This is a genomic window from Umezawaea sp. Da 62-37 (assembly GCF_032460545.1).
Classification (GTDB): Bacteria; Actinomycetota; Actinomycetes; order Mycobacteriales; family Pseudonocardiaceae; genus Umezawaea.
On record NZ_CP135965.1, the window covers coordinates 3,120,152 to 3,144,146 of the forward strand.

20 protein-coding genes are annotated in these 23,995 nt (G+C 70.1%); 9 read left to right on the top strand and 11 right to left on the bottom strand.

The features are described 5' to 3' along the window. Positions 1 to 24: 24 nt before the first annotated feature. Both RM788_RS13550 and RM788_RS13555 read right to left on the bottom strand, forming a co-directional pair. Positions 25 to 1,185, bottom strand: a complete 1,161-nt coding sequence (locus RM788_RS13550; RefSeq protein ID WP_315931992.1) for a hydrolase — start codon at positions 1,183 to 1,185, stop codon at positions 25 to 27. After that, complete coding sequence (locus RM788_RS13555) at positions 1,185 to 2,288, bottom strand: carbohydrate-binding protein (RefSeq protein ID WP_315931993.1); 1,104 nt, start codon at positions 2,286 to 2,288, stop codon at positions 1,185 to 1,187. The genes RM788_RS13550 and RM788_RS13555 overlap by 1 nt, the downstream gene beginning before the upstream one ends. 310 nt (positions 2,289 to 2,598) lie before the next feature. Between RM788_RS13555 and RM788_RS13560 the strand changes: the two genes are divergently transcribed. After that, a complete protein-coding gene (locus RM788_RS13560; RefSeq protein WP_315931994.1) occupies positions 2,599 to 3,309 on the top strand; it encodes a GntR family transcriptional regulator in 711 nt (236 codons plus the stop codon). Here RM788_RS13560 and RM788_RS13565 read toward each other — a convergent pair. Beyond that, positions 3,264 to 5,147 carry a DUF6807 family protein gene (locus RM788_RS13565; RefSeq protein ID WP_315931995.1) on the bottom strand — a complete coding sequence of 628 codons (1,884 nt, stop codon included), beginning with the start codon at positions 5,145 to 5,147 and terminating at the stop codon, positions 3,264 to 3,266. The genes RM788_RS13560 and RM788_RS13565 overlap by 46 nt on opposite strands. 67 nt (positions 5,148 to 5,214) lie before the next feature. On the opposite strand from RM788_RS13565, the gene RM788_RS13570 reads away from it, so the two are divergent. Next, on the top strand, positions 5,215 to 7,566 hold the full coding sequence (locus RM788_RS13570) for a rhamnogalacturonan lyase (RefSeq protein WP_315931996.1): 2,352 nt from the start codon (positions 5,215 to 5,217) through the stop codon (positions 7,564 to 7,566). Positions 7,567 to 7,932: 366 nt separating this feature from the next. Here RM788_RS13570 and RM788_RS13575 read toward each other — a convergent pair whose 3' ends face one another. Continuing rightward, the gene (locus RM788_RS13575) at positions 7,933 to 9,786 is read right to left on the bottom strand and encodes a rhamnogalacturonan lyase (RefSeq protein ID WP_315931997.1); all 1,854 of its coding nucleotides are present in this window, start codon (positions 9,784 to 9,786) and stop codon (positions 7,933 to 7,935) included. A gap of 407 nt (positions 9,787 to 10,193) precedes the next feature. Between RM788_RS13575 and RM788_RS13580 the strand changes: the two genes are divergently transcribed. The 7 genes from RM788_RS13580 to RM788_RS13610 all read left to right on the top strand — a co-directional run bounded on the left by RM788_RS13580 (position 10,194) and on the right by RM788_RS13610 (position 15,926). After that, the gene (locus tag RM788_RS13580; protein ID WP_315931998.1) at positions 10,194 to 11,471 is read left to right on the top strand and encodes an ABC transporter substrate-binding protein; all 1,278 of its coding nucleotides are present in this window, start codon (positions 10,194 to 10,196) and stop codon (positions 11,469 to 11,471) included. Positions 11,472 to 11,473: 2 nt separating this feature from the next. Beyond that, entirely contained in the window at positions 11,474 to 12,427 is a 954-nt protein-coding gene (locus tag RM788_RS13585; protein ID WP_315931999.1) for a carbohydrate ABC transporter permease, read from the top strand. Next, complete coding sequence (locus RM788_RS13590; protein WP_315932000.1) at positions 12,424 to 13,260, top strand: carbohydrate ABC transporter permease; 837 nt, start codon at positions 12,424 to 12,426, stop codon at positions 13,258 to 13,260. The genes RM788_RS13585 and RM788_RS13590 overlap by 4 nt, the downstream gene beginning before the upstream one ends. Next, positions 13,257 to 13,826, top strand: coding sequence for a hypothetical protein (locus RM788_RS13595; RefSeq protein WP_315932001.1), 570 nt, complete (start codon positions 13,257 to 13,259; stop codon positions 13,824 to 13,826). Before RM788_RS13590 ends, RM788_RS13595 begins: the two co-directional genes overlap by 4 nt. Positions 13,827 to 14,019: 193 nt before the next feature. Further along, positions 14,020 to 14,682: a Crp/Fnr family transcriptional regulator gene (locus tag RM788_RS13600; RefSeq protein WP_315932002.1), complete on the top strand. Its 663-nt coding sequence runs from the start codon at positions 14,020 to 14,022 to the stop codon at positions 14,680 to 14,682. Between the two features lie 42 nt (positions 14,683 to 14,724). Then, positions 14,725 to 15,510 carry a hypothetical protein gene (locus tag RM788_RS13605; protein ID WP_315932003.1) on the top strand — a complete coding sequence of 262 codons (786 nt, stop codon included), beginning with the start codon at positions 14,725 to 14,727 and terminating at the stop codon, positions 15,508 to 15,510. A gap of 182 nt (positions 15,511 to 15,692) precedes the next feature. Beyond that, positions 15,693 to 15,926 (top strand): hypothetical protein, encoded by a 234-nt coding sequence (locus RM788_RS13610; RefSeq protein WP_315932004.1) that lies wholly within the window; start codon positions 15,693 to 15,695, stop codon positions 15,924 to 15,926. On the opposite strand, the gene RM788_RS13615 is transcribed toward RM788_RS13610, so the two are convergent. The 7 genes from RM788_RS13615 to RM788_RS13645 form a co-directional block, all read right to left on the bottom strand. Continuing rightward, positions 15,895 to 17,400, bottom strand: a complete 1,506-nt coding sequence (locus tag RM788_RS13615) for a beta-N-acetylhexosaminidase (RefSeq protein WP_315932005.1) — start codon at positions 17,398 to 17,400, stop codon at positions 15,895 to 15,897. The two genes, RM788_RS13610 and RM788_RS13615, sit on opposite strands and share 32 nt — an antisense overlap. An 11-nt stretch (positions 17,401 to 17,411) precedes the next feature. After that, the gene (locus RM788_RS13620) at positions 17,412 to 18,236 is read right to left on the bottom strand and encodes a carbohydrate ABC transporter permease (protein ID WP_315932006.1); all 825 of its coding nucleotides are present in this window, start codon (positions 18,234 to 18,236) and stop codon (positions 17,412 to 17,414) included. Next, entirely contained in the window at positions 18,233 to 19,192 is a 960-nt protein-coding gene (locus tag RM788_RS13625) for a carbohydrate ABC transporter permease (protein WP_315932007.1), read from the bottom strand. The genes RM788_RS13620 and RM788_RS13625 overlap by 4 nt, the downstream gene beginning before the upstream one ends. 9 nt (positions 19,193 to 19,201) lie before the next feature. Further along, positions 19,202 to 20,458: an extracellular solute-binding protein gene (locus RM788_RS13630; RefSeq protein WP_315932008.1), complete on the bottom strand. Its 1,257-nt coding sequence runs from the start codon at positions 20,456 to 20,458 to the stop codon at positions 19,202 to 19,204. A 793-nt stretch (positions 20,459 to 21,251) separates the two neighbouring features. Further along, entirely contained in the window at positions 21,252 to 21,836 is a 585-nt protein-coding gene (locus RM788_RS13635; RefSeq protein ID WP_399344985.1) for a hypothetical protein, read from the bottom strand. A gap of 44 nt (positions 21,837 to 21,880) precedes the next feature. After that, positions 21,881 to 23,143: a histidine--tRNA ligase gene (gene hisS / locus RM788_RS13640; protein WP_315932010.1), complete on the bottom strand. Its 1,263-nt coding sequence runs from the start codon at positions 23,141 to 23,143 to the stop codon at positions 21,881 to 21,883. Between the two features lies 1 nt (position 23,144). Beyond that, positions 23,145 to 23,843 (bottom strand): MBL fold metallo-hydrolase, encoded by a 699-nt coding sequence (locus tag RM788_RS13645; protein ID WP_315932011.1) that lies wholly within the window; start codon positions 23,841 to 23,843, stop codon positions 23,145 to 23,147. Positions 23,844 to 23,995 lie beyond the last annotated feature (152 nt).

Consider the following 23,995-nt stretch of genomic DNA (forward strand, 5'->3'; position numbering starts at 1 on the left):
CCTGCGAACCGCACCCGCCAGGGCTCAGCAGCGGCCGAGGTCCTCCCACTGGGCGGTCGGGCCCGGCTCGGAGCCCTGGGTCCACCAGCGGGCGCGCCACAGGTGCTGGCCGTGCGTGACGCGGGCGTTCTCCAGGTAGACGTCCCCCCACTGCCACGCGGGGACGCCCGCGCAGCCGACCGGCTGGCCCGGCTTGGTGGTGGTGGTGGTGGTCGTCGTGGTGGTGGTCGTGGTCGTCGTCGGCGGGGTGCCGCAGTCGCCGACGAGGTTGTCCACGAACTTCACGCCGCCGGACCGGTAGGCGGCCGCGTTCGCCGCGGCGGCGGCGGGCGTGAGCACCTGGTTCTTCGCGTAGTAGACCCAGTCGGCCTGCTCCAGGTACGTGGCGAGGCCGCCGCTGTGCCCGGCGAGGTCGATGAACCACTGGTTGAAGTTCAGCGACATGGCCTGGCGCGGGTACACGTCGAACGGACCGGTGCGGTCGTGGTCGGCGACCAGCGTGCCGTCGATGTAGTACTTCACGTGCCCGTCGCCGACGGTCGCGACGACGTTGTGCCAACCGTCCACACTGGACCGCTCACTGTTGCTCTTGTTCTTCGACACCCACGGTTCCAGCTGGTAGGTGTTCCAGCTGGTCTGGTAGTTGATCGGCCCGGTCTCGCCCCACCCCCCGTTGGGCAGGTACTCGGAGAAGTCCAGCTCGCTGTAGATCGGGTCGTTGTCGTAGCGCAGCGGGCTGATCGTGAAGAACGTCTGGTTCACGTGATCGCCGTCGGGGCCGCTCGTGGGCGCGTCGGAGAACCGGATCCGGCTCGCGTACGTGCCCTCGAAGAACCGCTGGGCCCCTTGCAGCACCTCGGTGTGCTTGGTGCCGGACGAGGTGCCGTCGGTCGACGACGCCAGCTGCATGACCTTGTCCCCGGACACCGTCGGGAACGTGACGTTCTCCGGCGCCCAGGTGGCACCCGGCACGCCGGGCCCGCCCGCGTTGGACCGCACCTGCCAGCCGTGCGAGCCGAGCGCGCCGTCGGTGTGCGACGAGTAGTCGAAGTCGTCGAACAGCACCCCGCACCCGGCGGCCGGAGCCGCCGCGCCCCTGGCGCCACCGGTGGTCGTCAAGGAGACGACGACCACGGCCGCGGCGATCGCGGCGCCCGCTACCCGGAACTTCCGCGCGCGCCCCATCAGACGCGCTGCCAGAGAGCCGGGGTGTTCGGCGGTTCCCAGCTGACGATCGCCGTGTGCTGCTGGAGGCAGCGGTAGGTGGCGCCCGCGTAGGTCACGGTCGTCCCGACCGCGTAGAAGGTGTTCGGCGCCCAGGTGCCGCTCGCGGGCGGCTGGGTGCTGGTCGTGCTCGTCGGGGGCGGCGGGCTCTGGGTGCAGCTGCCGGATCCGACGTCGTCCTTGAACCGCACGCCGCCCGAGCGGAACGACGCGGCGTTCGCCACGGCCGTCGAGGGCGACAGCACCTGGTCCTTGGCGTAGTACACCCAGTCCACCTGCTGGAGGTAGGTGGACGTGCCGCCGCTGTGGCCCGCGGTGTCGATGAACCACTGGTTGAAGTTCAGCGTCATCGCCTGGCGCGGGTACACGTCGAACGGGCCGGTGCGGTCGTGGTCGGCGACCAGCGTGCCATCGATGTAGTACTTCACGTGCCCGGCGGACACCGTGGACACGACGGTGTGCCAGCCGTTGATGCTGCGCCGCTGGCTGTTGCTCTTGTTCTCCGCGTACCAGGGGTCGGGGGTGTAGGTGTGCCAGCTGGTCTGGAAGTTCACCGGCCCGGTCTCACCCCAGCCGCCGTTGGGCAGGTACTCGGAGAAGTCAAGCTCGCTGTAGATCGGGTCGTTGTTGTAGCGCAGCGGGCTGATGGTGAAGAACGTCTGGTTCACGTGGTCGCCGTCCGACCCGCTGGTCGGCGCGTCGGAGAACCGGATCCGACTGGCGTAGGTGCCCTCCTGGAACCGTTGGGCCCCTTGGAAGATCTCGGTCTGCGTCGTACCCGCGCCGGTGCCGTTCGTGGCCGACGCCAGCTGGAGCACCTTGTCGCCGTCCGACGTGGGGAACGTGACGTTCTCCGGCGCCCACCGGGCGCCGGGGACACCGGGGCCGCCCGCGTTCGACCGGACCTGCCAGCCGTGCGAGCGGAGCGTGCCGTCGGTGTGGGAGGCGTAGTTGAAGTCGTCGAACAGCGCGCCGCACGCCGCCGCGGCGGTGACGTCCCGGGGGGCGGCTGGGGCGCCGGACGCGGTGGAAACGCCCACCACGGCCATCGCCAGCGCAGACACGGCCGCCGCTGCGGCCGTGGTGGTACGGGTCCTGCTGGATCGCGACATGAGCGTCCGCTCTCTCGGTGGGGACGGGGAGAACCGCGGCGACCGGTGATCCGCTGCTGTTTACCACTGGTTCAGCAGCAGATCCCCCCATCAGCAAAGTGGTCTACCTCACAGGTAAAGTCAAGAGGTCTAGACCGATATTCTGCCTGCGGTTCTGATGTTCGTCGACTCCGGCAACAGGTAATACCACTGGTCACTTTCCAACGGGCTGAACCCCTTCACCAGTTGCTACGATGCACAGGGCGCAACGGGAGGAGCTGCGGTGCGGCGAACAGAGGTAAGAGAGCGGCTGCGCGAGCTCATCCAGCAACGCAGGCCCGGCGAGGTCATGCCGTCCGAGCGCGCGCTCAGCGAGGAGTTCGGCGTCTCCCGGCCGACCCTGCGCGCGGCCATGGACGACCTGGCCCGCGACGGCCTCCTGGTCCGCGAGCACGGCCGGGGCACGTTCACCGGCACCCGCAAGATCAGCCAGGAGCTGACCCCCACCACCCCCGGCGACTTCACCGTCCCGCCCGCGGAGGGCACCTGGTTCAGCAAGGTCGTCGAGTTCCGCGTGGAGGCCGCGGGCGCCCGCCTCGGTCAGCGCCTCGAGGTCTCACCCAGCCACGAGCTGCTCACCGTCACGCGGGTCCGCATCGTCGAGAAGGCCCCGATGGCGATCGAGCGCATCCTCATCCCGCACGACCTCGTCCCCGGCATCGGCCCGGAGGACTTCGAGTCCGGCTCGCTCTACGAGCTGCTCAGGATGCGGTACGAGATCGTCGCCACCACCGCGTTGCAGACCACCGAGCCGACGGTCACCGACCCCGAGGAGGCCGGTCTGCTCGGCGTCCCCCAGTACGCCCCCGCGCTGCTGTTCGAACGCACCACCAGGGACGCGGGCGGGCGCGTCTTCGAGTACACCCGGTCGATCTACCGCGGTGACCGCTACCGCATCACGTCCCACCTGCGCTTCGACCGCACGTCGGGCTGACCGTCCGGGGTGACGACCCCGTCGTAGAGGCTCATCACGACCTCGATGGTCACGTCCCGGCCGGGGCGGACGATCCGCGGCCGGTCCCAGCACAGCGCCGAACCGATGCCGCGGTACTGGGCGACGCGCACGAACCACGGGTCGCGGGGGCCGGAGAGCACGGCCGTCCACGGGGACACGGGGTCGGCGACCACGACGGCCAGCCAGTCCGCGACGACGCCGTTCAGGTCGTCCGCGCCGCGCCCGTCCGGCGTGACCACCCGCACCAGTTCCGGGTCCACGTCGGGCAGCCGCCAGAACCAGCCGCCGTAGCCCGCTCCCGCACGGCCGAGGCTGCCGGGGCTGTTCAGCACCACCTCAGCGTCGGCGGACAGCACGCTGGTCCACGTCAGCTCCCATCCGCCCGCGACCACCCGCCTGCGGATCCGACGGCGTTCGCGCAGCAGCACGGCTCCGACGGAGTCGCACCACTCCACGGTCCCGTCGGCGGCCTCGCGGACCTGCCCCAACTCGCCCTCGACGTACCCGCGGTTGCGCCGGTAGCTGCGGCCGCCCCACAGGTTCACGCCGTCGACGTCGGGCAGCGCGAGGCCGATCCCCCGGTGCCACGGGTGGTCGACCGGGTGCTCACCGGTGACGACCGCGCCGCCGAGGGTCCGGACCGGGTGCAACGCCGGTCGGGCCACCACGTCCGGCGGCACGACGGCTTCCACGCCGTAGTCGGCCGCCCGCCCGAGCACCGACCACGGGGCACCCAGTTCGGCGAAGGTCCGCAGCTCGTCGGCCGCGCGGACCACCACGTCGTCGACGCCGTCCACCACCACTCGTCCTCCTTTGTCCCGCAACCACTTCCGGTCGATCGGGACCGGTTCCGCCGCCGTGCGCACGGCTTCCAGCACGCGCATGAACCCGCCGCACGCCGCAAGCGGCGAGTTCAGCGGCACAGACGGGTCGCGCAGGTGGGCCACCAGGTTCTCCAGCGGCGTGACGTGGTCGAACACCTCGTCGACGCCACCGACCACCAGCCGGTCCAGGGTGTAGTGCAGTTCGGCGCGGCGGCGGCTGCCGTGGACGACGAGCACGGGCTCCCGCTCGACGTCCGCGCACAGGGTCACCGCGACGACCACGGTCGTGCCGCGGCCGGTACGCAGCCGCAGGCAGGAGGTGTCGTCGGCCTCGATGTCGTTCGCGCGCAGCAGTTCCAGCTCGATCGCCGAGACGTCGTCGCTGCCGTCCACCGCCAGCGCGGTCACCACGGCGTGCGCGTAGGGGTTCGTGAGCGCGCCGTCGACCACGGGTTCGCCGTCGAGCGTGCGCCGCCCGGCCCACGGCGCGCGGGCGTAGTAGGCGTGGTCGCGCGACCACGCCCCGCGCACTCCGATCCCGGTGACCTCACCGAGTTCGCCCCTCCGCACCAGGTCCGCGAGCCGCCGCACCGCGCCCGAGCCGAGGCTCTGGAAGCCGACCTGGCACGCCACACCGGACGTCAGCTCCACGAGTTCGCGCCACTGCCGCAACGTCGGCGTCGGCGGCTTCTCCAGCAGCAGGTGGGCGCCGGAGGCCAGGACGTGCCGGGCGAGCGGCACGTGCGTGTGCATCGGCGTGGAGACGATCCCGATGTCCGGGCGGGTCTCCGCCAGCAGCCGCGGCAGGTCCGCGCCCAGCGGTCGACCACCGACCAGCCGCAGGCCCTCGGCGTCCAGCGGGGCGACCTCGCACACCCCCGCCAGCACGACGATCCCCGCGGCCTCCAGCTCGGCGATCTCCCGCAGGTAGCGCCGCCCGTACCCGGAGGCCCCGACCAGGACAACGGAGGGTGGCCCGTCGAGCCGTCCCATCGCGCCACCTCGCTCATCGGGGTCGCACCCCAGCCAACTCCCGGCGCCACCGCCAGTCAAGGTCCAGATGGAAAACGCTTACCACTTTATGGCGCAACACTATTTTCTTGCGATCAAGGAACGGACAGGCCATCGTTACCGCGCGGGGGCGCTGACACCTGGAGGAACCGTGGGACTTCGACGGAGAAGCCTGCGCGCGGCGGCGCTGGTCGCGGCGCTCGTGCTCGCCGCACCACCGATCGCCGGTGCCACCGGGCACCGGACCGGTGGGTGGGAACGACTCGACCGCGGCCTCGTCGCCGCCCGCACCACCGAGGGCGTGCACCTGAGCTGGCGCCTGCTCCGCGCCGAGGTCACCGGCTCGACCGCCACCGGCCTCGCGGGCCCGGACTTCGCGGTGTACCGGGACGGGAAGCGGATCGCCACCGTCACCGACAGCACCGCCTACCTCGACACCTCCCCCGGCGCGCGCTACCAGGTCGCCGCGATCACCCGCGGCCGGGAATCGGGGCGCGGCAAGGCCGTCACGCCGTGGGCGGCGCCCTACCGGGACCTGCCACTGCACAAGCCCGCGGACGGCGTGACCCCGGCGGGCGAGCGGTACACCTACTCCGCCAACGACGTCAGCGTCGGCGACGTGGACGGCGACGGGCAGTACGAGTACGTGGTCAAGTGGGATCCGTCCAACAGCAAGGACGTCTCCCAGGTCGGCTACACCGGACCGGTCTACCTGGACACCTACCGGTTCGACGGCACGCTGCTGCACCGGGTCGACCTCGGCGTCAACATCAGGGCGGGCGCGCACTACACCCAGTTCCTCGTGCACGACTTCGACGGCGACGGCCGGGCCGAGATGATGGTCAAGACCGCGCCGGGGACCAAGGTGATCGGGCGCGACGGCCGGGAGCGGTACGTCACGATGCCGCGCGAGGACGTGCTCGCGGGGTTCACGCACCAGGACGACTACCGGGTGGACTCCGAGGGGTACCGCAAGCACCTGGTGGAGGTGTTCCGGGGGTGGGACCGGCATCCCGAGGTCGTGGCCGGGCACTGGCCCGCGACGCTGGAGCAGGCCCTCGGGATCGAGCCCCGGTACGCGTACCCGCTGTCGGAGGCGGACGCTTCGGCGCTGGTGGACCACTTCATCGACGTGTACGCGCCAGGTCGCAGCGCCAACAACAGGTTGCGGAACTTCGCCGGGTTTATCCTGAGCGGGCCCGAGTACCTGACGGTGTTCGACGGCGCTTCGGGCCGGGAGTTGCAGACGATCCGGTACAAGCCGGGGAGGACCGACGACGGGCTCCTGTGGGGCGACTACGCGATGAACCGGATCGAACCGGGGAACCGGGTGGACCGGTTCCTGGCGGGAGTCGCGTACCTGGACGGGAAACGGCCGTCGGCGGTGTTCGCACGCGGGTACTACACGCGGTCGACGCTGGTCAGCTACGACTGGGACGGGCGGAGGCTGCGGGAGCGGTGGTACGCCGACAGCGGGTGGGTGCCGATGGCGAACCCGTTCAACGACTCCCCGCACGGAAGGGACGGGACGGATCCGCGGTGGGGTGCGCTGACGACCCAGGGGGCGCATTCGTTGAGCGTGGCGGACGTGGACGGGGACGGGCGGCAGGAGATCGTGTACGGGGCGGCGACCCTGGACGACGACGGGAGCCTGTTGTACAGCTCCACGGGGATCCTGCCGCCCGGCAGCGCGGAACCGGGGGCGCGGAAGCGGCTGGGGCACGGGGACGCGCTGCACGTGGCCGATGTGGATCCGGACCGGCCGGGGCTGGAGATCTACATGGTCCACGAGGGTGGGCCGGTGGCGCCGTACGGGTACGGGCTGCGCGACGCGAAGACCGGGGAAGTGCTGTACGGCGGGTATTCGGGGGTGGACACCGGCCGCGGCATGGTCGGGGACGTGCGGCCGGACGTGCGGGGGCTGGAGACCTGGGCTTCGCTGCCGGGCGGGTCCGGGGCGGTGGGGGTGTGGAGCGCGGACGGGCGGTTGCTGGAGAACCGGTCGCCCGGAACGAACATGAGCATTCAGTGGAGCGGGGACATGACCACGCAGATCGTGAACGGGGCGGGGGATGTGACGCCGACCGTTGACGATTGGCGGAGGGGGACGTTGTTGGTGGCCGAGGGGACTCGGACGAACAACGGGACGAAGGGGACGCCGTCGTTGGTGGCCGATGTGTTCGGGGATTGGCGGGAGGAGCTGGTGGTGAGGACGGTGGACAATTCGGCGCTGCGGTTCTACACGAGCACGGAGCCGACTGGGCACAAGATGTATTCGTTGATGGAGGATCGGCAGTACCGGGTTGAGGTGGCTCGGCAGCAGACCACGTATAACCAGCCGGGGTATTTGGGGTTCTACTGGGGTTCTGATGTGGAGTGGGGGCGGGTTCCTTGGGGGTGATGCTTGTGTTGACTGTCGTGCTGGGTCGGCGGGGGTCGGATCCGCCGTGCTCCGGGTGCGGCCGGCTTGACTTGGGGCCCCTTTTTTGGGCCTTGTCAGGCTGAAAGGGCAGGTGGTGGAGATGCCCGCCGACAAATTGCAGGCCCAAAAACCCCAAGTCAAGCCAGCCGCGCGGCGGACGAGTGCTGCTCGGTGGGTCTGTGGTTGGGGGCTTTTGCTCAGTGGGCTGTGGTTGGTCGCTTTGCTCGGTGGGCGGGTGGTTGGGCGGGTTTGGTTTGGGTTGTGGTTGGTCTGTTGGGAATGCGGAAGGGCTGTCACCACGAGGTGTGGTGACAGCCCTTCCGCATTGCTGTGTGGCGCTTTGGTTTACGGAGTCGCGAAGCTGGGGTGCGGGGGCTGGTTGTAGGCGGTGTTCTGCCAGGCCACGGCCAAGCGGTACTGGCGGTCCTGCATGAGCGAGTTGCGTTTGATGGTGGTGGTGTCGGTGGTGGAGTAGATGCGCAGCGCCCTGTTGTCCGACGTGCGCCAGATGACCTCTTCGCGCCAGTCGCCGAGGATGTCGGCGGACAGGGCGGGGGTGGCCTTGGTGCCGTTGTTGGAGGCGACGCCGGAGCCGGTGAGCAGGCGGGTGTCGCCGGAGGTGCCGTACTTGTCGATGGTGGTGTCGTTCAGGAGTTCGCGCTGGGCGTCGCCGTCCCACCAGATGACGAAGTTGGCCGAGCCCGGTTTGCGACTGGCGACCTGGGAGCCGTTGGTGGCGGAGCGGAGGCCGCCGACCGAGGAGGACCAGACCTCGGCACCCGCGTTGCCCGCCCAGATGTCGGCGGCGACGGCACGGCCGTTGTCGCAGTTGCAGGCCGGGGCGCTCCAGATGATCTGGCCGGTGCGGGCGTCACCCATCCAGTCGGCGGGGTCGGTGCCCGTTTCCGAGGGCTTGAAGACCTCGAGGCCTGCCCTGGAGGGGATGAAGTCGCCGACGTGCAGGGCGTCGCCGTGGTGGGTGCTGTTCTGCCAGAGGCCGTAACCGTTGTCGTCGATGGCCATCGAGCCGTAGATGACCTCGTCACGGCCGTCGGAGTCGACGTCCGCGACGGACAGCTGGTGGTTGCCCTTGCCCGTCCACGCGGAACCGTTGGTGGAGGACGCGGAGTCGAACGTCCAGCGCCTGGTCAGCGCGCCACCGCGGAAGTCCCACGCCGTCACCGTGCTGCGGGTGTAGTAGCCGCGGGCCATGAGGATGCTCGGCGAGGAGCCGTCGAGGTAGGCCGTTCCGGCGAGGAACCGGTCGACGCGGTTGCCGTAGCTGTCGCCCCACGCGGAGACCGTGCCGCGTGCGACCAGGAAGTTCTCGGTGTCGAGCACGGCGCCGTCGGTGCCGCGGAACACGGACAGGAACTCGGGTCCGGTCAGGATGTAGCCGGAGGAGTTGCGGTAGTCCGCCGTCGAGCTGCCGATCACCTGGCCGGTGCCGGACTTGGTGCCGTCGGCGGTCTTCGTGGCCACCTCGGCCTTCCCATCACCGTCGTAGTCGAACACCTGGAACTGGGTGTAGTGCGCGCCCGCCCGGATGTTGCGGCCGAGGTCGATGCGCCACAGCCTGGTGCCGTTGAGCTTGTAGGCGTCGAGGTACACGTTGCCCGTGTAGCCCGACTGCGAGTTGTCCTTGGCGTTGGTGGGGTCCCACTTGAGGACGATCTCCAACGAGCCGTCGCCGTCGAGGTCGCCGACGGAGGCGTCGTTCGCGACGTAGGTGTAGGACTCGCCGCTGGGCGTCGTGCCGCCTGGGGGGATCTGGAGTGGAACGTCCTGGCTGGTCGCGGTGGCCGCCACGTCGTCGGCGCTCGCGGAGAGCTGTTCCCCGCCACCGACCACGGGCCGCACGGAGTAGGTCGCGCCGGGTGGCGCGCCCACGTCCCGGTAGCTGGTCGCGGTGGTGACCGGCGTCGGGGTGACCAGGGTCCCGTCGCGGTAGACGTTGAACGCCGAGTCGGCGGCGTCGGTCCGGAGTTGCCGCCAGGACACGAAGTTGCCGTCGTCGGTCGCCGACCGGATGCTGATCAGACCCCGGTCGAGGTGCTCCGTCGTTCCGGTGGACGCGGGCGCCGGTGCCGCGAACGCGGGTGTGGCCGCGGCGTTCACCGCCGCCGCGCAGGAGGCGACCAGCACGACCGCCAACAGGTGTCGTCGAGCTCGAACAGTACTGCCGTTGAGGATTCTCATGGCACCGCCCCGATTCTCCGCACAGGTATCCGATTTCCAGGACAATGCGAAACCGACGAGGGCTACAGCCCCTCGCCGCGCTCGACCCCGGCAGCGGTCGCACTTGTTCGCGGCACCCTCCGGCGCACCGGTCAGGTGATCACTGGAAAGCGCTTTCCAACTCGTTAACATAGGCGCAACACCAAACCCCGTCAACAAGAACCCGCCCGTCACCACCCCCGCGCGCCGGTGTCGATGGCCGTTCGACAGCGCGTTCGACGAATTCGACGATCGATCACCGTTTTCCCTTGTCGTGGAAGGAAAGCCGCATTGACGGTGGCGTAACGGCCTCGTAGCCTTTCCCGGCACGACGGCTCGAACCGCGTCCTGCCAAGGCGATTGCGACCGGAGGTACCACCGTGGTCGGATTGAAACGATTCAGGGCGCTTGTCGTGCCGGTGGTGGCCCTGCTGCTCGCCGCGACGACCGCCTCTTGCGGCGGCTCGGGCGGCGGTGGCGAGGCCGAGGAGTCCGGGGGCCCGGTCACGCTGCGGTTCTCCTGGTGGGGCAACGCGGAGCGCGCGGCGCTCATGCAGCAGGCCCTGGACCTGTTCCACACCAAGAACCCCTCCATCACGATCACGCCGAGCTTCCAGGAGTTCGAGGCCTACTGGCAGAAGGTCGCCACCGAGACGGCGGGCGGGAACGCGCCGGACGTGATGCAGACCGACTTCGCCTACCTGCGGGAGTACGCCGACCGCCACGCCCTCTACGACCTGAAGAAGCAGGAGGGCAAGAACCTCGACCTCGGCGACCTGATCGAGGGGCTGAAGGGCGCGGGCGAGATCAAGGGCGGCCTGTACGGGGTGCCGGTGGGCGGCAACACCTGGGGCTACGTCTACAACCCCGCGCTCTACGCCCAGGCCGGCGTGGCCGAACCGAAACTCGGCTGGACCTGGGACGACTACCGCGCGGGCTCCAAGCAGATCACCGAGAAGACCGGGATCTCCGGCAGCGCGAACCCCGTCGGCACCTACTACAACCTGGAGCTGCAACTGCTCCAGGAGGGCAGGTCCCTCTACACCGACGACGGGAAGCTCGGCTTCGACAAGGCCCGACTGGCCTCGTTCCTGGCCGACGGCAAGAAGATGGCCGACGACCGGTCGACGCTGCCGGTGGAGAAGGCCGTGCAGATCAAGCCCAAGCACCCGCTGGAGTCCGACCTGGTGGCGGGCGCGGGCGCGTGGGACAACTTCCTGGACCGCTACTCCAAGTCCACCAAGGCGGAGCTGAAGATCGCGCCCTCCCCCAGCGACAACCCTAAGGCGCTGGGCCAGTACATCAAGCCCGCCCTGCTGCTGAGCGTGTCCCAGAAGTCCGAGCACCCCGCGGCGGCGGCCAAGCTGGTGTCGTTCATGATCAACGACCCGGAGGTCGGCAAGATCTTCGGCGCCAACCGCGGCCTGCCCCCGACCAACGCCCAGCGCGCTTCCGCGCAGCTCACCGGCCCGCTGGCCGCCGTGGCCGCCTACGAGGACGGCCTCAAGGACCAGCTGATCAAGACCCCGCCCGCACCGCCCAAGGGCGCGGGCGCGCTGGAGCAGGCGTTCATCCGGATCACCGAGGAGCTGCTGTACGACAGGACCACCGTCGACCAGGCGGCGGACCAGTTCTTCACCGAGGCCGACGAGACGCTCGGCTCCTGAGGATGGCGACGATCACGCCGACCCGCCCCGCCGACGCCGTCCCGGCCGGGGCGGGCCCCCGCAAGCGGGCCCGGCGCTCCGACGACGGGATCACCGGGTACTTCTTCCTGTCACCGTGGATCCTCGGCGTCCTGCTGCTGACGCTGGGCCCGATGGCGACCTCGCTGTACCTCTCCTTCACCGACTACGACCTGTTCGACACCCCGCGCTGGATCGGCCTGGACAACTACGCGCGGATGTTCTCCGACCAGCGCTGGCTCCGGTCGGTCGGCGTGACGGTCCTGTACGTGGCGCTCGCGGTGCCGGTCAAGCTGGCCGCCGCGCTCGGTGTCGCGCTGCTGCTCAACAGCAAGCGCAAGGGGCAGGGGCTGTACCGGGCGGCGTTCTACGGGCCGTCGCTGATCGGTGGCAGCGTGAGCGTCGCGATCGTGTGGAAGACGATGTTCAGCGACGACGCCGCCGTGGACCAGGTGCTGCGGGTGTTCGGGATCGAGACCGGCGGGTGGTCGGGCAACCCGGACTTCTCGCTGCTGATGCTGGTGCTGCTGGCCGCGTGGCAGCTCGGGGCCCCGATGGTGATCTTCCTGGCCGGGCTCAAGCAGGTGCCGAAGGAGCTGTACGAGGCGGCCGAGGTCGACGGCGCGGGGCCGTGGCGGCGGTTCGCCTCGATCACGCTTCCGATGATCTCGCCGGTGATCTTCTTCAACCTGCTGATGGAGACCATCCACTCGTTCCAGGTGTTCACGTCCGCCTACGTCGTCGGCGGACCGAACGGCCAGCCCGCGGGCACCACGCTGTTCTACACCGTCTACCTGTTCGACCGCGGCTTCGGCGACTACCGCATGGGGTACGCGGCCGCGATGGCTTGGATGCTGCTGCTGGTCGTCGGGCTGATCACCGCGCTGCTGTTCCGGTCCGCGCGCGGCTGGGTCCACTACTCGGGGGAGAAGTCGTGAAGGGACGGCTGTCGCGGGTGGCCTGGCACGTGGGCGTCCTGCTCCTGCTGGCGGTCGTGCTGTACCCGCTGGTGTGGGTCGTGGCGGCCACGTTCAAGCCGTCGAACGAGATCCTGGGCGACCTGCGGCTGCTGCCGACCGAGCCCACCACGGCGAACTACGAGCGCGCCGTGGACGGGGTCAACGGGGTCGGCATCGGCCGGTACTTCCTCAACTCCGGCCTGCTGGCGGTGCTGTCCGTCGTCGGCACCGTGTCGTCATCGGCGCTGGCCGCGTTCGCGTTCGCCCGGCTGCGCTTCCGCGGCCGCTCGGCGATGTTCGCCGTCATGATCTCCACGCTGCTGCTGCCGTTCCACGTGCTGATCATCCCGCAGTACATCGTGTTCCAGCGCCTGGACCTCGTCGACACCTACGTGCCGCTGCTGATCGGCAAGTTCCTGGCGTCGGAGGCGTTCTTCGTCTTCCTCGTCGTCCAGTTCATCCGCACCATCCCGCACGAGCTCGACGAGTCGGCGAAGATCGACGGCGCGGGCCCGTGGCGGATCTTCTGGAACATCGTCCTCCCGCTGGCCAGACCCGCGCTGGTCACGACCGCGATCTTCACGTTCATCTGGACGTGGAACGACTTCTTCGGCCCGCTGATCTACCTCAGCACCCCGGACAAGTACCCGCTGCCGCTCGCGCTCCAGCTGTTCATCGACGAGGCGAGCGGCTCGGACTTCGGCGCGCTGATGGCGATGTCCGTGCTCGCCCTGGTGCCCGTGGTCCTGTTCTTCCTGTTCTTCCAGCGGTTCCTCGTCGAGGGCGTGTCCACCTCCGGGATCAAGGGATGAGGAGGTTCCCGCTGTTCGCCGAGTGCCTGACCGCCGGTGTGCTGGTGGTGCTCACCGCCCTGCCCCTGGTCACCCTGCTGCCCGCGCTCGCCGCGGGCTGCGCGCACATCAGGGCGCACGTCGACGGGGAGACCACGGCGGTGCGGGCGTACTTCACCCGCGTGCGCGCGGCGGCACGCGGAGGCGCGGGCGCGTCGATCGGCGTGGTCGCCGCGTTCGCCGTGCTGGCCGCGGACCTGGTCGTCCTGCGCCGCACGGGTTTGCAGGGCGGTGGCGCGGTGGGCGCCGTCTGCACGGCGGCGGCCGTCGGACTCGCGGTGGTCGTCCTGCGGGCCGCCGCGACCTGGTCACCGGGCGGGCGCTGGTCAGCCCTGGTGCGGGGGTCCGCGCGCCGCGCCGTGGCCGACCCGACCGGATCGCTGCTGCTGGGCATGGCGCTCGGCGTGCTCGCCGTGGTGACCTGGCAGTTGCCGCCGCTCGTCGTGCCCATGCTCGGCTGCGTCCTGATGGCGGCGGTCGCGGTGGAACGCCGCCACGCCCGCCTCCGCGATCCCGACCAGCTCTGAGCCGCGAGTCGGGCTTCCCGTGGAATACCGGGAAATCCACTAATCCGCCACCGGTCGAAGCAGGACACTGTGGCCCAGGAACGGGACCGCCGTCGGTCCGGGAGTTCCCCAACTGATGAGGTGCCGGATGAGTTCTGTTCAACCGCCGGGAGGCCGCCCCCCTGGCAAGGGCGACTGGCCCACGGGGACGTACATGGACATGCTGCGGCCGCGCAGCCAGGCCGCGCTGCTGCAACTGGGGGTGCCCCTCACCTACCGGCACGGCGACGTGCTGCTGCGCGAGTCCGAGCGGTCCTCGCACGTCATGCTGCTCTGCCAGGCCGTCGTGAAGGCCACGGTGAGCCTGGAGAACGGGCGCATGGCGCTGCTGAGCATCAAGGTCGGCGGGGACGTGATCGGCGAGATGGCGGCGTTGAACGACGAGCCGCGGTCGGCCACGGTGACGGTGTTCGGCGAGGCGCGGGTGCGGCTGATCCAGTCCGAGGAGTTCCAGCACTACCTGGGGGAGTTCCCCGACGCGAGCATCGCGCTCACCCGGATGATCATGCAGACGCTGAAGTGGGCCGACAAGCGCCGGGTCGACTTCAACGGCTACCCGGCCTTCGTCCGGCTGGCGCGGGCGCTGTACGAGCTGGCGGCGAACTACGGCCGCGCCGTGCCGGAGGGCGTCACCGTGGACATCGGCCTCACCCAGCGGGAGCTCGGCGCGCTCGTGGGCGTCGAGGAGGACACCGCGCGCAAGGAACTGCGCGAGCTCCGGAGCCGCGGCGTCATAAGCCTGGGCTACCGCACCATCACGGTAACGGACCAGAAGGCGTTGCACGCCATCGCTGAGGGCAACGGCGAACCCCGGTGATTCCCCTATTCGGTATCGCGGAACCGGGCGATGCTGACACGCATGGACCAGCACACGATCGGGAACCCGCTGACTCTGCCGACCTCCGCCCCCGCGGCGGGCGGGAGAGGTCAGCTCCTCCTCGCCGAGCGCGACGCGGCGGCGACTCCCGATGAGCCGGGGCGTCCGGCCACGACGGCGACCCACGGCGAGCTGGTGTACCGGCTCGTCGTGGCCGTGGACATCGCGAACTACAGCAAGCTCGACGCCCTCGACCAGTCGCTGGTGCAGACCCGGCTGAGCGAGGTCCTCGACCGCGCGGGGCAGCGGGCGGGCCTGGCCAGGGGCGAGTGGTACCGCCAGCTGCGCGGCGACGGGGAACTGGCGGTGCTGCCCGCGAACGTGGACGCCGCCTGGGTGGTCGCGGAGTTCACCGAGCAGCTCGTCGCGGCGCTGGCCGCGGTCGCGCTGGCCCACCCCGACGAACCCGCCCTGCGGCTGCGGATCGCGATGCACCACGGAACGCTGGCGGCGGGGCACTTCGGGCTGGCGGGCAACGCGCCCGTGGTCACGTGCAGGCTGCTGGACTCCGACAACGCGCGCAACGCGCTGTCCGAGGACTCGTCCGCGCACCTGGTGCTGGTCGTCTCCGAGCAGCTCTACCAGGACGTCGTCGTGAGCCGCTTCCACGGCCTGTCCCCGCAGCGGTTCCGGCAGACCAGGGTGTCGGCCAAGGACGTCCACTACGCCGGGTACCTGTGCACGGGCAGCCCCCGGACCCCGCAACGACCGGACAACCGCGTCGGCGCCCTGCCGGGGAACGTGCGCAACATCCGGGAGGCGAGCTGACCCGGACGCGCGGACCCAGCGGCGACGTCGAGCACCACAGGGACTCTGACCGCTCCGCCGGCCGCACCCCGGTGCGACCGCCCGAGCCGGAGCGGTCGCGATCGTCGGTACCGGAACGCGACGCGGACCTCCTGCCGGCATGGCGGCTGACGCTCGGAACACCGCCGGGGGCTGGAGTGCTCGTGGGTTCGTTGGGCTACACCGTCATCGCCGTCGTCACGACCCTGCTCGTCGTCGTGGCCATCGTGGCCGCCATCTGGGTCAGGGATCCCTCCACCAGGAAGATGAGCGCGAACTTCGTGTTCTGGAAGGCGTCCTGGTCGATCAGCATGGAACGCGGCCAGGACGCGCCTCCGACCGGGCGGCGCGACGACGTCCCCGAGATCAGCCCGTCGCCCCCAGCGGACGGTGGTTGATGGACAGCGCGCTCAGGTGCCGTTCGTGGTCGCGCATGGTCGTGAGGAACGCAGGCCAGTCGTCACCACCGGACCAGGCGCTGCCCGCCAGGGCGCACAGGCGCGGGAAGGCGAGGTACTCGGCGTGCGTCGGGTCCTTCACGAACTCCGTCCACAGCTGCGCCTGCGTGCCGAGGACGAGACCGGACTCCTGCTCCGACCAGCCGGGCGGCGGCAGTTCCTGGGTGTAGACGTCCTGAAGCGTCACCACGCCCGCCGGCTGACCGGGAGGTTCGCCCGCGGTGTTCGCCTGCGGGTAGTCCAGGTAGGTGGAGCGCCACGGGGTCATGATCACGGGGTGGCCGTTGCGCGCGGCCTGCCTGCCGTGGACCGGGTCCCGCCAGACCATGACCGTGGTCTCCCTCGGCAGGTCCGGCGCGCCGCCGCCCTCGTCCCAGCAGACCGGCGTGCGGCCGTTGGCGAGCAGGAACCGGCTGATCCTGGCGAGGAACCAGGAGTGCAGGTCGTCCGGACCGGACAGGCCTTCGGCCGCCACCCGTTCCAAGGCGAGCGGGCTGCGGTGCCACTCCGCGGTGGGGCACTCGTCGCCGCCGATGTGGACGTGCTCCCCCGGGAAGACGTCCATCACCTCGGCGAGGACGTCCTCGCAGAAGTCCATTGTGGACTGCTGGACGCCGAACACCTCTTCCGAGACGCCCCAACTGGTCCACACCGGGAGGTGGCAGTCCGGGAAGTTGCCGAGGTGGGGGTACGCGGCGAGCGCGGCCCGCGCGTGGCCGGGCATCTCGATCTCCGGCATGATCGCGACCCCGCGCTCCCGCGCGTGGGCGACCAGGCCGCGCAGCTCCGCGGTGGTGTAGGCGCCGCCGTGCGGGCTGGCGTCGAACCGGGTGCTGCCAGCCGGGCCGACCATGCTCTCGGCCCGCCAGCCGCCCACCTCGGTGAGCCTCGGGTGGGCGGGGACCGGCATCCGCCAGCCCTGGTCGTCGGTCAGGTGCAGGTGCAGGACGTTGAGCTTGTGCAGCGCCAACAGGTCCACGAACCTGTGCAGGAACTCCACGGGCATGAAGTGCCGCGCCACGTCCAGCATCGCGCCCCGCCACGGGAACGCCGGGACGTCGACGACGTCGACGCACGGCACCTCGACCGGGCCCGTGCCGGGCGGCGGGAGCAGTTGGCGCAGGGACTGGACGCCGTGCAGCAGACCGGCGCGGGCGGCCGCCCGCAGGCGGATGTTGTGCTGGTCCACCCGCAGCTCGTAGCCCTCGTCACCCAGGTGGGACAGCGCCGGGTTCACGGCCAGCACCACGCCGCCGTCCGACGACGGCGGCAGCGGGACCCCGTGCGGCAGCAGGTAGTCGCGCAGCAGGCGGACCGCCCCCGCCGCGTGCGGTCCGATGTGGACAGTTGTCGACCGGTCCAGCGCGAACGCGCCGGGCAGCCGCACCAGGTGTCTCGGCGGGGGAACGATCACGCCTGCACTCCTCATCCTTTGACCGCGCCCGCGGTGATGCCTGAGGTGACCCGCCCCTGGAGGGCGAGGAAGACGAGCAGCACCGGCACCATGAACAGCGTCGAGGCGGCCATGGTGGCGCCCCAGTCGGTGCCGAAGGTGTTGCTGAACGAGGACAGCCAGACCGGGAGCGTCCGGTCGTCGCGGTTCTTGATGATCAGCAGGTTGGCGAAGGCGAACTCGTTCCACGCCGTGATGAAGCCGAACAGCGACGTGGACATGAGACCCGGCGCCAGCAGCGGGAAGACGATGCGGCGGAACGCCTGGAACCGGGTGCAGCCGTCGACCAGCGCGGCCTCCTCCAGGTCCACCGGGATGGCGCCGAGGAACCCGCGCAGGGTGACGATGGTGAACGGAAGCGTGATCATGAAGTAGATCAGCGTCAGCATGGACAGCTTGTCGAGCATGTCCGTGTCGCGGGCGATGACGTACATCGGGATCAGCAGCGCCTCCCACGGCGTCATCTGGGCGACGAACACCATGAGGATGAACGCCCGCCTGCCCTTCCACCTCATCCGCGCGACGGCGAACGCCGCCAGCAGCGCCACGGCCAGCGCCAGCAGGACGCCGCTGATCGACACGACGAGGCTGTTGCGCCAGAACAGCCAGAACCCGCTGGCCCGCACGGCGGTCGCGAAGTGGTCGAAGCTGACCGTGGTGGGCCAGAACGTCGGCGTCGGCGCCTGGATGTCCCTGGTGGGCTTGAAGGCCGTCAGCACCATCCAGTACACCGGGAACACCGAGACCACGCAGACGAGCAGCGCGGAGACCGTGAGCGGGAGCCTGCGCCAGGTCACAGTTCCGCCTCCTGCCTGAACATCTGGCGGAAGTAGGCCAGCAGCACGACCACCAGCAGCAGCACGGTGATCATCGAGACGGCCGCGCCGAGGTCGTACTTGTTGAGGGACTGGGCGATCTGGAACGCGTAGACCGGCAGCGTCGTGGTGGCGTCACCGGGACCGCCCTGGCTGATGGCCCAGATCTGGACGAACGACTTGAACACCCAGATCACCTCCAGCGACAGGATCAGCCCGAACATCGGCCGCAGGATCGGGAAGGTGATGGAGGTGAACAACCGCCACGCGCCCGCGCCGTCGATCCTCGCCGACTCGTACAGCTCGGTCGGCACGGTCGTCATCGCCGAGTACAGCGACAGCGCGGCGAACGGGACCGACTGCCACACGATGAGCGCGACCAGGATGCCGAACGTCGACGAGCCGTGCGCGAACCACGTGTAGTCCTGGAACCGCTCGAACCCGAACTGGACGAGCACCCAGTTCACGACACCGAGCCGCGACTGGAACAGCCACTGGAACACGGTGGTCGCGGCGATGATCGGGGTCGCCCAGGTCAGGACCAGGCAGCCCATCACCAGCAGCCGCAACCACTTCCCCAGCGCCGAGAGCAGCAGCGCGACCGCGGTCGACAACACCATGATCAGCACCACGTTGACCGCGGTGAACAGCAGCGTCCGCCGGACCACCGCCCAGAACACCGGATCGGCCAGCGCCTCCCGGTAGTTCGCCAGTCCCACGAACGCCGCGCCGCCGCGGATCAGCTCGCCGAGCCGGAAGTGCTGCACCGAGATGACCGCGTTGCGCACCAACGGGTACAGCAGCAGGTACGCCGACCCGAGCACGGTCGGCGCGATCAGCAGGTACGGCCAGAAGACCACCCGGCGCCGCCGCCTCGGGCGCTGAGGCGGCGGCGGTCCCTGGGTGGCGGCCGGTCGGGACGACAGGGTCGTCGACACGGCCGCGGCCTACTTGCCGGAGTTCAGCGCCGTGGCGATCACGTCATCGGCCTTCTTGGCCTCCGCGGCGGGATCACCACCGGTCAGGACGGCGGTGAGGAAGTCCTTCACCGGGTTCTTCGCCTCCACCGCCGCCCAGTTCGGCGACTGCGGCGTGCCGTGGCCGTTGACCGCTCCCGCGGCCATCGCCGACGCGCCGGGGTTCTCGGCCAGAGCGGACGCCAGGCTCGTGCGGTTCGGCACGTAGTTCATCGTCTTCGCCAGTTCGGTCTGCCACTTCTCCCCGGCCAGCGCCTTGATCATCTGGTAGGCCTGCTCCTGGTGCGCGGACGACTCGGGCACGATCAGATCCGACCCACCCGTGAACACCGCACCGGGCTTGTCCGCCGTCTTGCCGGGAATCGGGAAGAACCCCAGCTTCCCCTCCAACGCCGGGTTCGCCTTCGTGATCAACGCCGCGGCACCGGGCACCGCGATCACCTGCGCGACATCACCCCTCGAGAAGACGTCGGTCTGCTGCGGCTTCGCCTCGTCCGAATCCTTCGGCCCCTTGCCCAAAGCCTGCAACTGCTTGTAGAAGTCCACCGCGGCGGCACCGGCGGGCGTCCCCAGCCCACCCTTCCACTTGTCGCCGTCCTCGGAGGCGAGGTCTCCTCCCTCGTCCCACAGGAACCCCGACAGCACGTACCAGTTCTGACCGGGCAGGTAGATGCCCTGGTTCGCACCCTGGTTCAGCTTCCCGGTCGCCTCCAACCACTCCGCACGCGTCTTCGGCGGCGCCGCGATCCCGGCCGCCGCGAACAGGTCCTTGTTGTAGATGACCACCCGGTTGGCCGCGTAGTAGGGAATCCCGAACTGCTTCCCCTCCACCGCACCGGGCTCGCTCAACCCCGGAATCCAGTCCTTCCCACCCAACTCGTCGACCTTCGCACTCAGATCGACCACGCCACCACTCGCCGCGTACTGCGCGACCTGCGTGTTCCCGACCTCGATCACATCCGGCGCATCGTTGCTGGCCAACGCACTGACCACCTTCTGCCCGATCCCACCCCACTCCTGGATCTGGACGTTCAACTTGATCTGCGAGTTCTGCGCCTCGAAATCACCGCTGAACCGCTGCACGAAATCCGGCGTGACGCTGTCCTTCATCAACCAGACATCCAACGTCACCGGCCCGTCCGAAGTGGACGTCGGGGTGGAGGAACCACAGGCTGCGGCGGCGAACGCCAGGGCAAGCACAGCGGTCATCAGGCGGGGGCTCTTCATCAGTCACCTCAAGGCGCGATGTTGACCATTGGTAAGACCAGATCTGTTGCCCCAGAAGGTGGCATAGACCAATCGTCGGGTCAAGAGTCGAGATGGAAAGGATGTTTTCGCAGTCCAGGAAGCTCGGGGATGATCTACCGAACGGCGGTTGACACGGGAAGGAGGTACGAAAGGTGGCCAAGTGGTCAGTTTTGAAACTGACCAGTTGGCCAGGCTGGGGATGTGGAGGGGGACCGAGGTGGAGAGAAAGCCTCGCGCGGTGCCGGGGCGGGAACGCCGGGCTGGGCGGCACGAGGCCGGGCGGACGGGGGCGCGGGACCGGGTAGGGCGGGGCGCGGGGTGGGGCGAGAAGACGCGGGGTGGGCGCGGGGCCAGGCCGGGTCGGCAGCGAGGCGGGCGAGGCAGAGCCGGGGCCTGTGGCTAGGCGAGGCCGGCCGGGGACTTGGGGCCAAGCGGGCCTAGTGGAGACGAGGGCGGGGGCCGGGTGGGGTCTGCGGGGCGGGGGTGCGACCACGGCAGCGTCAACCCGACCGGTCACCCACAAAGACAGCCAAGCCAACCAGCCGATTGCCCTAGAACTGAGCGTGCCCGCATCTTGTTCGGCCGACTTGACTTGGGGTTTTCGGCCCTGCACTTTCGACGGCGGGCAGGAGCTTCACCACCTGCCCTTTCAGACCGCCGAGGGCCGAAAAAGGGGGGGCCAAGTCAAGTCGGCCGAACCCGGAGAACGGCGGGCACCGATGACCTGTTCCGAGGGACAAGGCACCAATCCCCCCAAGCCCCAACCCCAACCTCACCCCAAAGAAGCCACGAACTTCGACACCGCGTCCGGATGCAGCTTCTGCGCCAGCCGCCCCCCAGGCGCCAACGACCCGAGCTTGTACAACGGCCGATCAGCCGCCGCCTCCCCCCGAGCCTCCGCCCTCAACTGCGCGATCAGCAGCTCGCAGAACACCAACCCCCGAGCGTCCCCCCGGCTCGCCAGCACGTCCGCCAGCCTCCGCAACGGGAACACCCCCTGCTCCCGCCCCCCGGTCCCCGCGTAGATCGCCAGCGCCAGGTTGATCGCCTTCCCACCCCCGCGCACGAACAGCCCGACGGTCCGACTGCCCCGCACGTCGGTGACCAGCAGGTCCAACTCCTCGGCGGCCTTCAGGTCCACCGACCGCGTCCCGAACGCCCGCACGGACAGCACGTGCCCCTGCAACCACACCCGCCGCCGCGCCTCGCTCCACGCCAGCAGCAGCAACGGCAACGCCACGATCGCGAACGCGATCACCCCCGGCACCCGCCCGGCGATGAGCCCGATCAGACCGCCGAAGAAACCGGCCACCAGCACAGCGCCGAGACCCACCATCCGGGCGCGCTTGCGCACCATCACCGGATCGAGCAGGTCCAGCGGGATCCGCTCGGCGTCGTCGGTCACCGGCCGAGCGCTTCCCGCACGGAGGTCACGACGTCGACCAGCGGTACCGCGCGCTGGTCGCCGGTGGCGAGTTCCTTGAGCTGCGCGACACCGGCTTCGATGTCGCGTTCACCGAGCACGAGCGCGAACCGGGCGCCGGACTTGTCCGCCGCCTTCATCGCGCCCTTCATGCCGCGGCCGCCGTAGGCGAGGTCGAACCGCACGCCCGCCGCGCGCAGTTCGGCGGACAGCCCGACCAGCCGCGACTTCGCGGCCTCGCCGAGCGGGACGCCGTAGACGTCGCACCGGGTCACGTCGCCGGGGGTGATGCCCTCGGCCTGGCAGGCCAGCAGGGTGCGGTCGACGCCGAGCCCGAAGCCGACGCCGGAAAGCGGTTGCCCGCCCAGCTGCTCCATGAGCCCGTCGTACCGGCCGCCGCCGCCGATCCCGGACTGCGAGCCGAGACCGTCGTGCACGAACTCGAACGTCGTCTTCGTGTAGTAGTCGAGCCCGCGCACCATCCGGGGGTTCTCGGTGAACTTCACGCCGAGGTCGTTCAGGTAGCTCTTGACCTGCTCGTAGTGCGCCCGCGTCTCGGGAGCCAGGTAGTCCAGCATCAGGGGCGCGTCGTCCATCAGCGCGCGCACCTCGGGGCGCTTGTCGTCCAGCACCCGCAACGGGTTCAGCTCGGCGCGCACGCGGGTCACCTCGTCCAGCGGCAGCTTCGCGAGGAACGCCTGGAGCTTCTCGCGGTACTGCGGCCGGTCCGAGCCGTCGCCGAGCGAGGTGATGTCGAGCCGGTAACCGGTGAGCCCCAACGACCGGAAACCCGCGTCGGCCATCGCGATCACCTCGGCGTCCAGCGCCGGGTCGTCGACGCCGATCGCCTCGACGCCGACCTGCTGGAGCTGGCGGTAGCGCCCGGCCTGCGGCCGCTCGTAGCGGAAGAACGGCCCGGCGTAGTACAGCTTCGCGGGCAGCTGGCCGCGGTCGAGGCCGTGTTCGATCACGGCCCGCATCACGCCCGCCGTGCCCTCGGGGCGCAGCGTCACGGACCGGTCGCCGCGGTCGGCGAAGGAGTACATCTCCTTGCTCACCACGTCGGTCGACTCACCCACGCCGCGGGCGAACAGCGCCGTCTCCTCGAAGACGGGCAGCTCGATGTAGCCGTACCCGGCAAGTCGCGCCGGGGCGGCCAACGCCTCGCGCACGGCCAGGAACGACGCGGAGGTGGGCGGGAAGTAGTCGGGGACACCCTTGGGTGCGGAGAAAGAAGTCACGTCACAGTCCTCGGTGCGGTGCGGCCTGCGCGGAGTCACCCAGTTGGAGCAGGTAGGGGTTGCTCACGCGCTCGCGGCCGATGGTGGTCGTCGGTCCGTGGCCGGGCAGGACCACCGTGTCGTCGGCCAACGTCAACACCTTGCGGCGCAACGACGTCAGCATGCTCCGGTGGTCCCCGCCCGGCAGGTCGGTGCGGCCGATCGAGCCCGCGAAGAGGGTGTCGCCGGACAGCACCAGCCGTCCGCCCTCCTCGGCGCCCGCGCGGAACATCACCGACCCGCCCGTATGGCCGGGCGAATGGTCGACGGTCATCTTCAGCCCGGCGAGGTCCAGTTCGGCGCCGTCGTCGAGGGAGCGCACCTGCTTCGGCTCGCGCATCTCCAGCTTCCCGCCGAAGAACGCGGCCGACTCGGCGCTGATGCCCTTCAACGGGTCCGACAGCAGTTCCCGGTCGTCCGGGTGGATCCACGCGGGGACGTCGTGCCCGTCGCACACCGGCGCGACCGAGAACGAGTGGTCGAAGTGCCCGTGGGTCAGCAGCACGGCGACCGGCGACAACCGGTGCTCGCGCAGCGCCTTCTCCAGCGGTTCGACGGCGTCCTGGCCGGGGTCGACCACCACGCAGGCCTCGCCCTCGCCCGTGGCCAACAGGTAGCAGTTGGCCTGCAGGGCGCCGGTCGGGAACCCGATCACCAGCACGGCGGTACCTCTCGACGGCAACGGATTGGCAACAGAAGGCGGCGGAACCGCTCCACCAGCCTAGCCGGCACACGCCAGTCATATGTGCGCCCCCTAGACTGCCCAGGATTGTCGGCTCTGCCGACGCGCTCTATCCACCCGCAGCACGACAT

Bases quoted from the DNA above. Each gene is read 5' to 3' on its own strand.
- RM788_RS13595 (WP_315932001.1), top strand. From the start codon at position 13,257: ATGAGGAGGTTCCCGCTGTTCGCCGAGTGCCTGACCGCCGGTGTGCTG.
- RM788_RS13570 (WP_315931996.1), top strand. From the start codon at position 5,215: ATGGAAAACGCTTACCACTTTATGGCGCAACACTATTTTCTTGCGATC.
- RM788_RS13635 (WP_399344985.1), bottom strand. From the start codon at position 21,836: ATGGTGCGCAAGCGCGCCCGGATGGTGGGTCTCGGCGCTGTGCTGGTG.
- RM788_RS13630 (WP_315932008.1), bottom strand. From the start codon at position 20,458: ATGAAGAGCCCCCGCCTGATGACCGCTGTGCTTGCCCTGGCGTTCGCC.
- RM788_RS13585 (WP_315931999.1), top strand. From the start codon at position 11,474: ATGGCGACGATCACGCCGACCCGCCCCGCCGACGCCGTCCCGGCCGGG.
- RM788_RS13605 (WP_315932003.1), top strand. From the start codon at position 14,725: ATGGACCAGCACACGATCGGGAACCCGCTGACTCTGCCGACCTCCGCC.
- RM788_RS13600 (WP_315932002.1), top strand. From the start codon at position 14,020: ATGGACATGCTGCGGCCGCGCAGCCAGGCCGCGCTGCTGCAACTGGGG.
- RM788_RS13565 (WP_315931995.1), bottom strand. From the start codon at position 5,147: ATGGGACGGCTCGACGGGCCACCCTCCGTTGTCCTGGTCGGGGCCTCC.
- RM788_RS13550 (WP_315931992.1), bottom strand. From the start codon at position 1,185: ATGGGGCGCGCGCGGAAGTTCCGGGTAGCGGGCGCCGCGATCGCCGCG.
- RM788_RS13575 (WP_315931997.1), bottom strand. From the start codon at position 9,786: ATGAGAATCCTCAACGGCAGTACTGTTCGAGCTCGACGACACCTGTTG.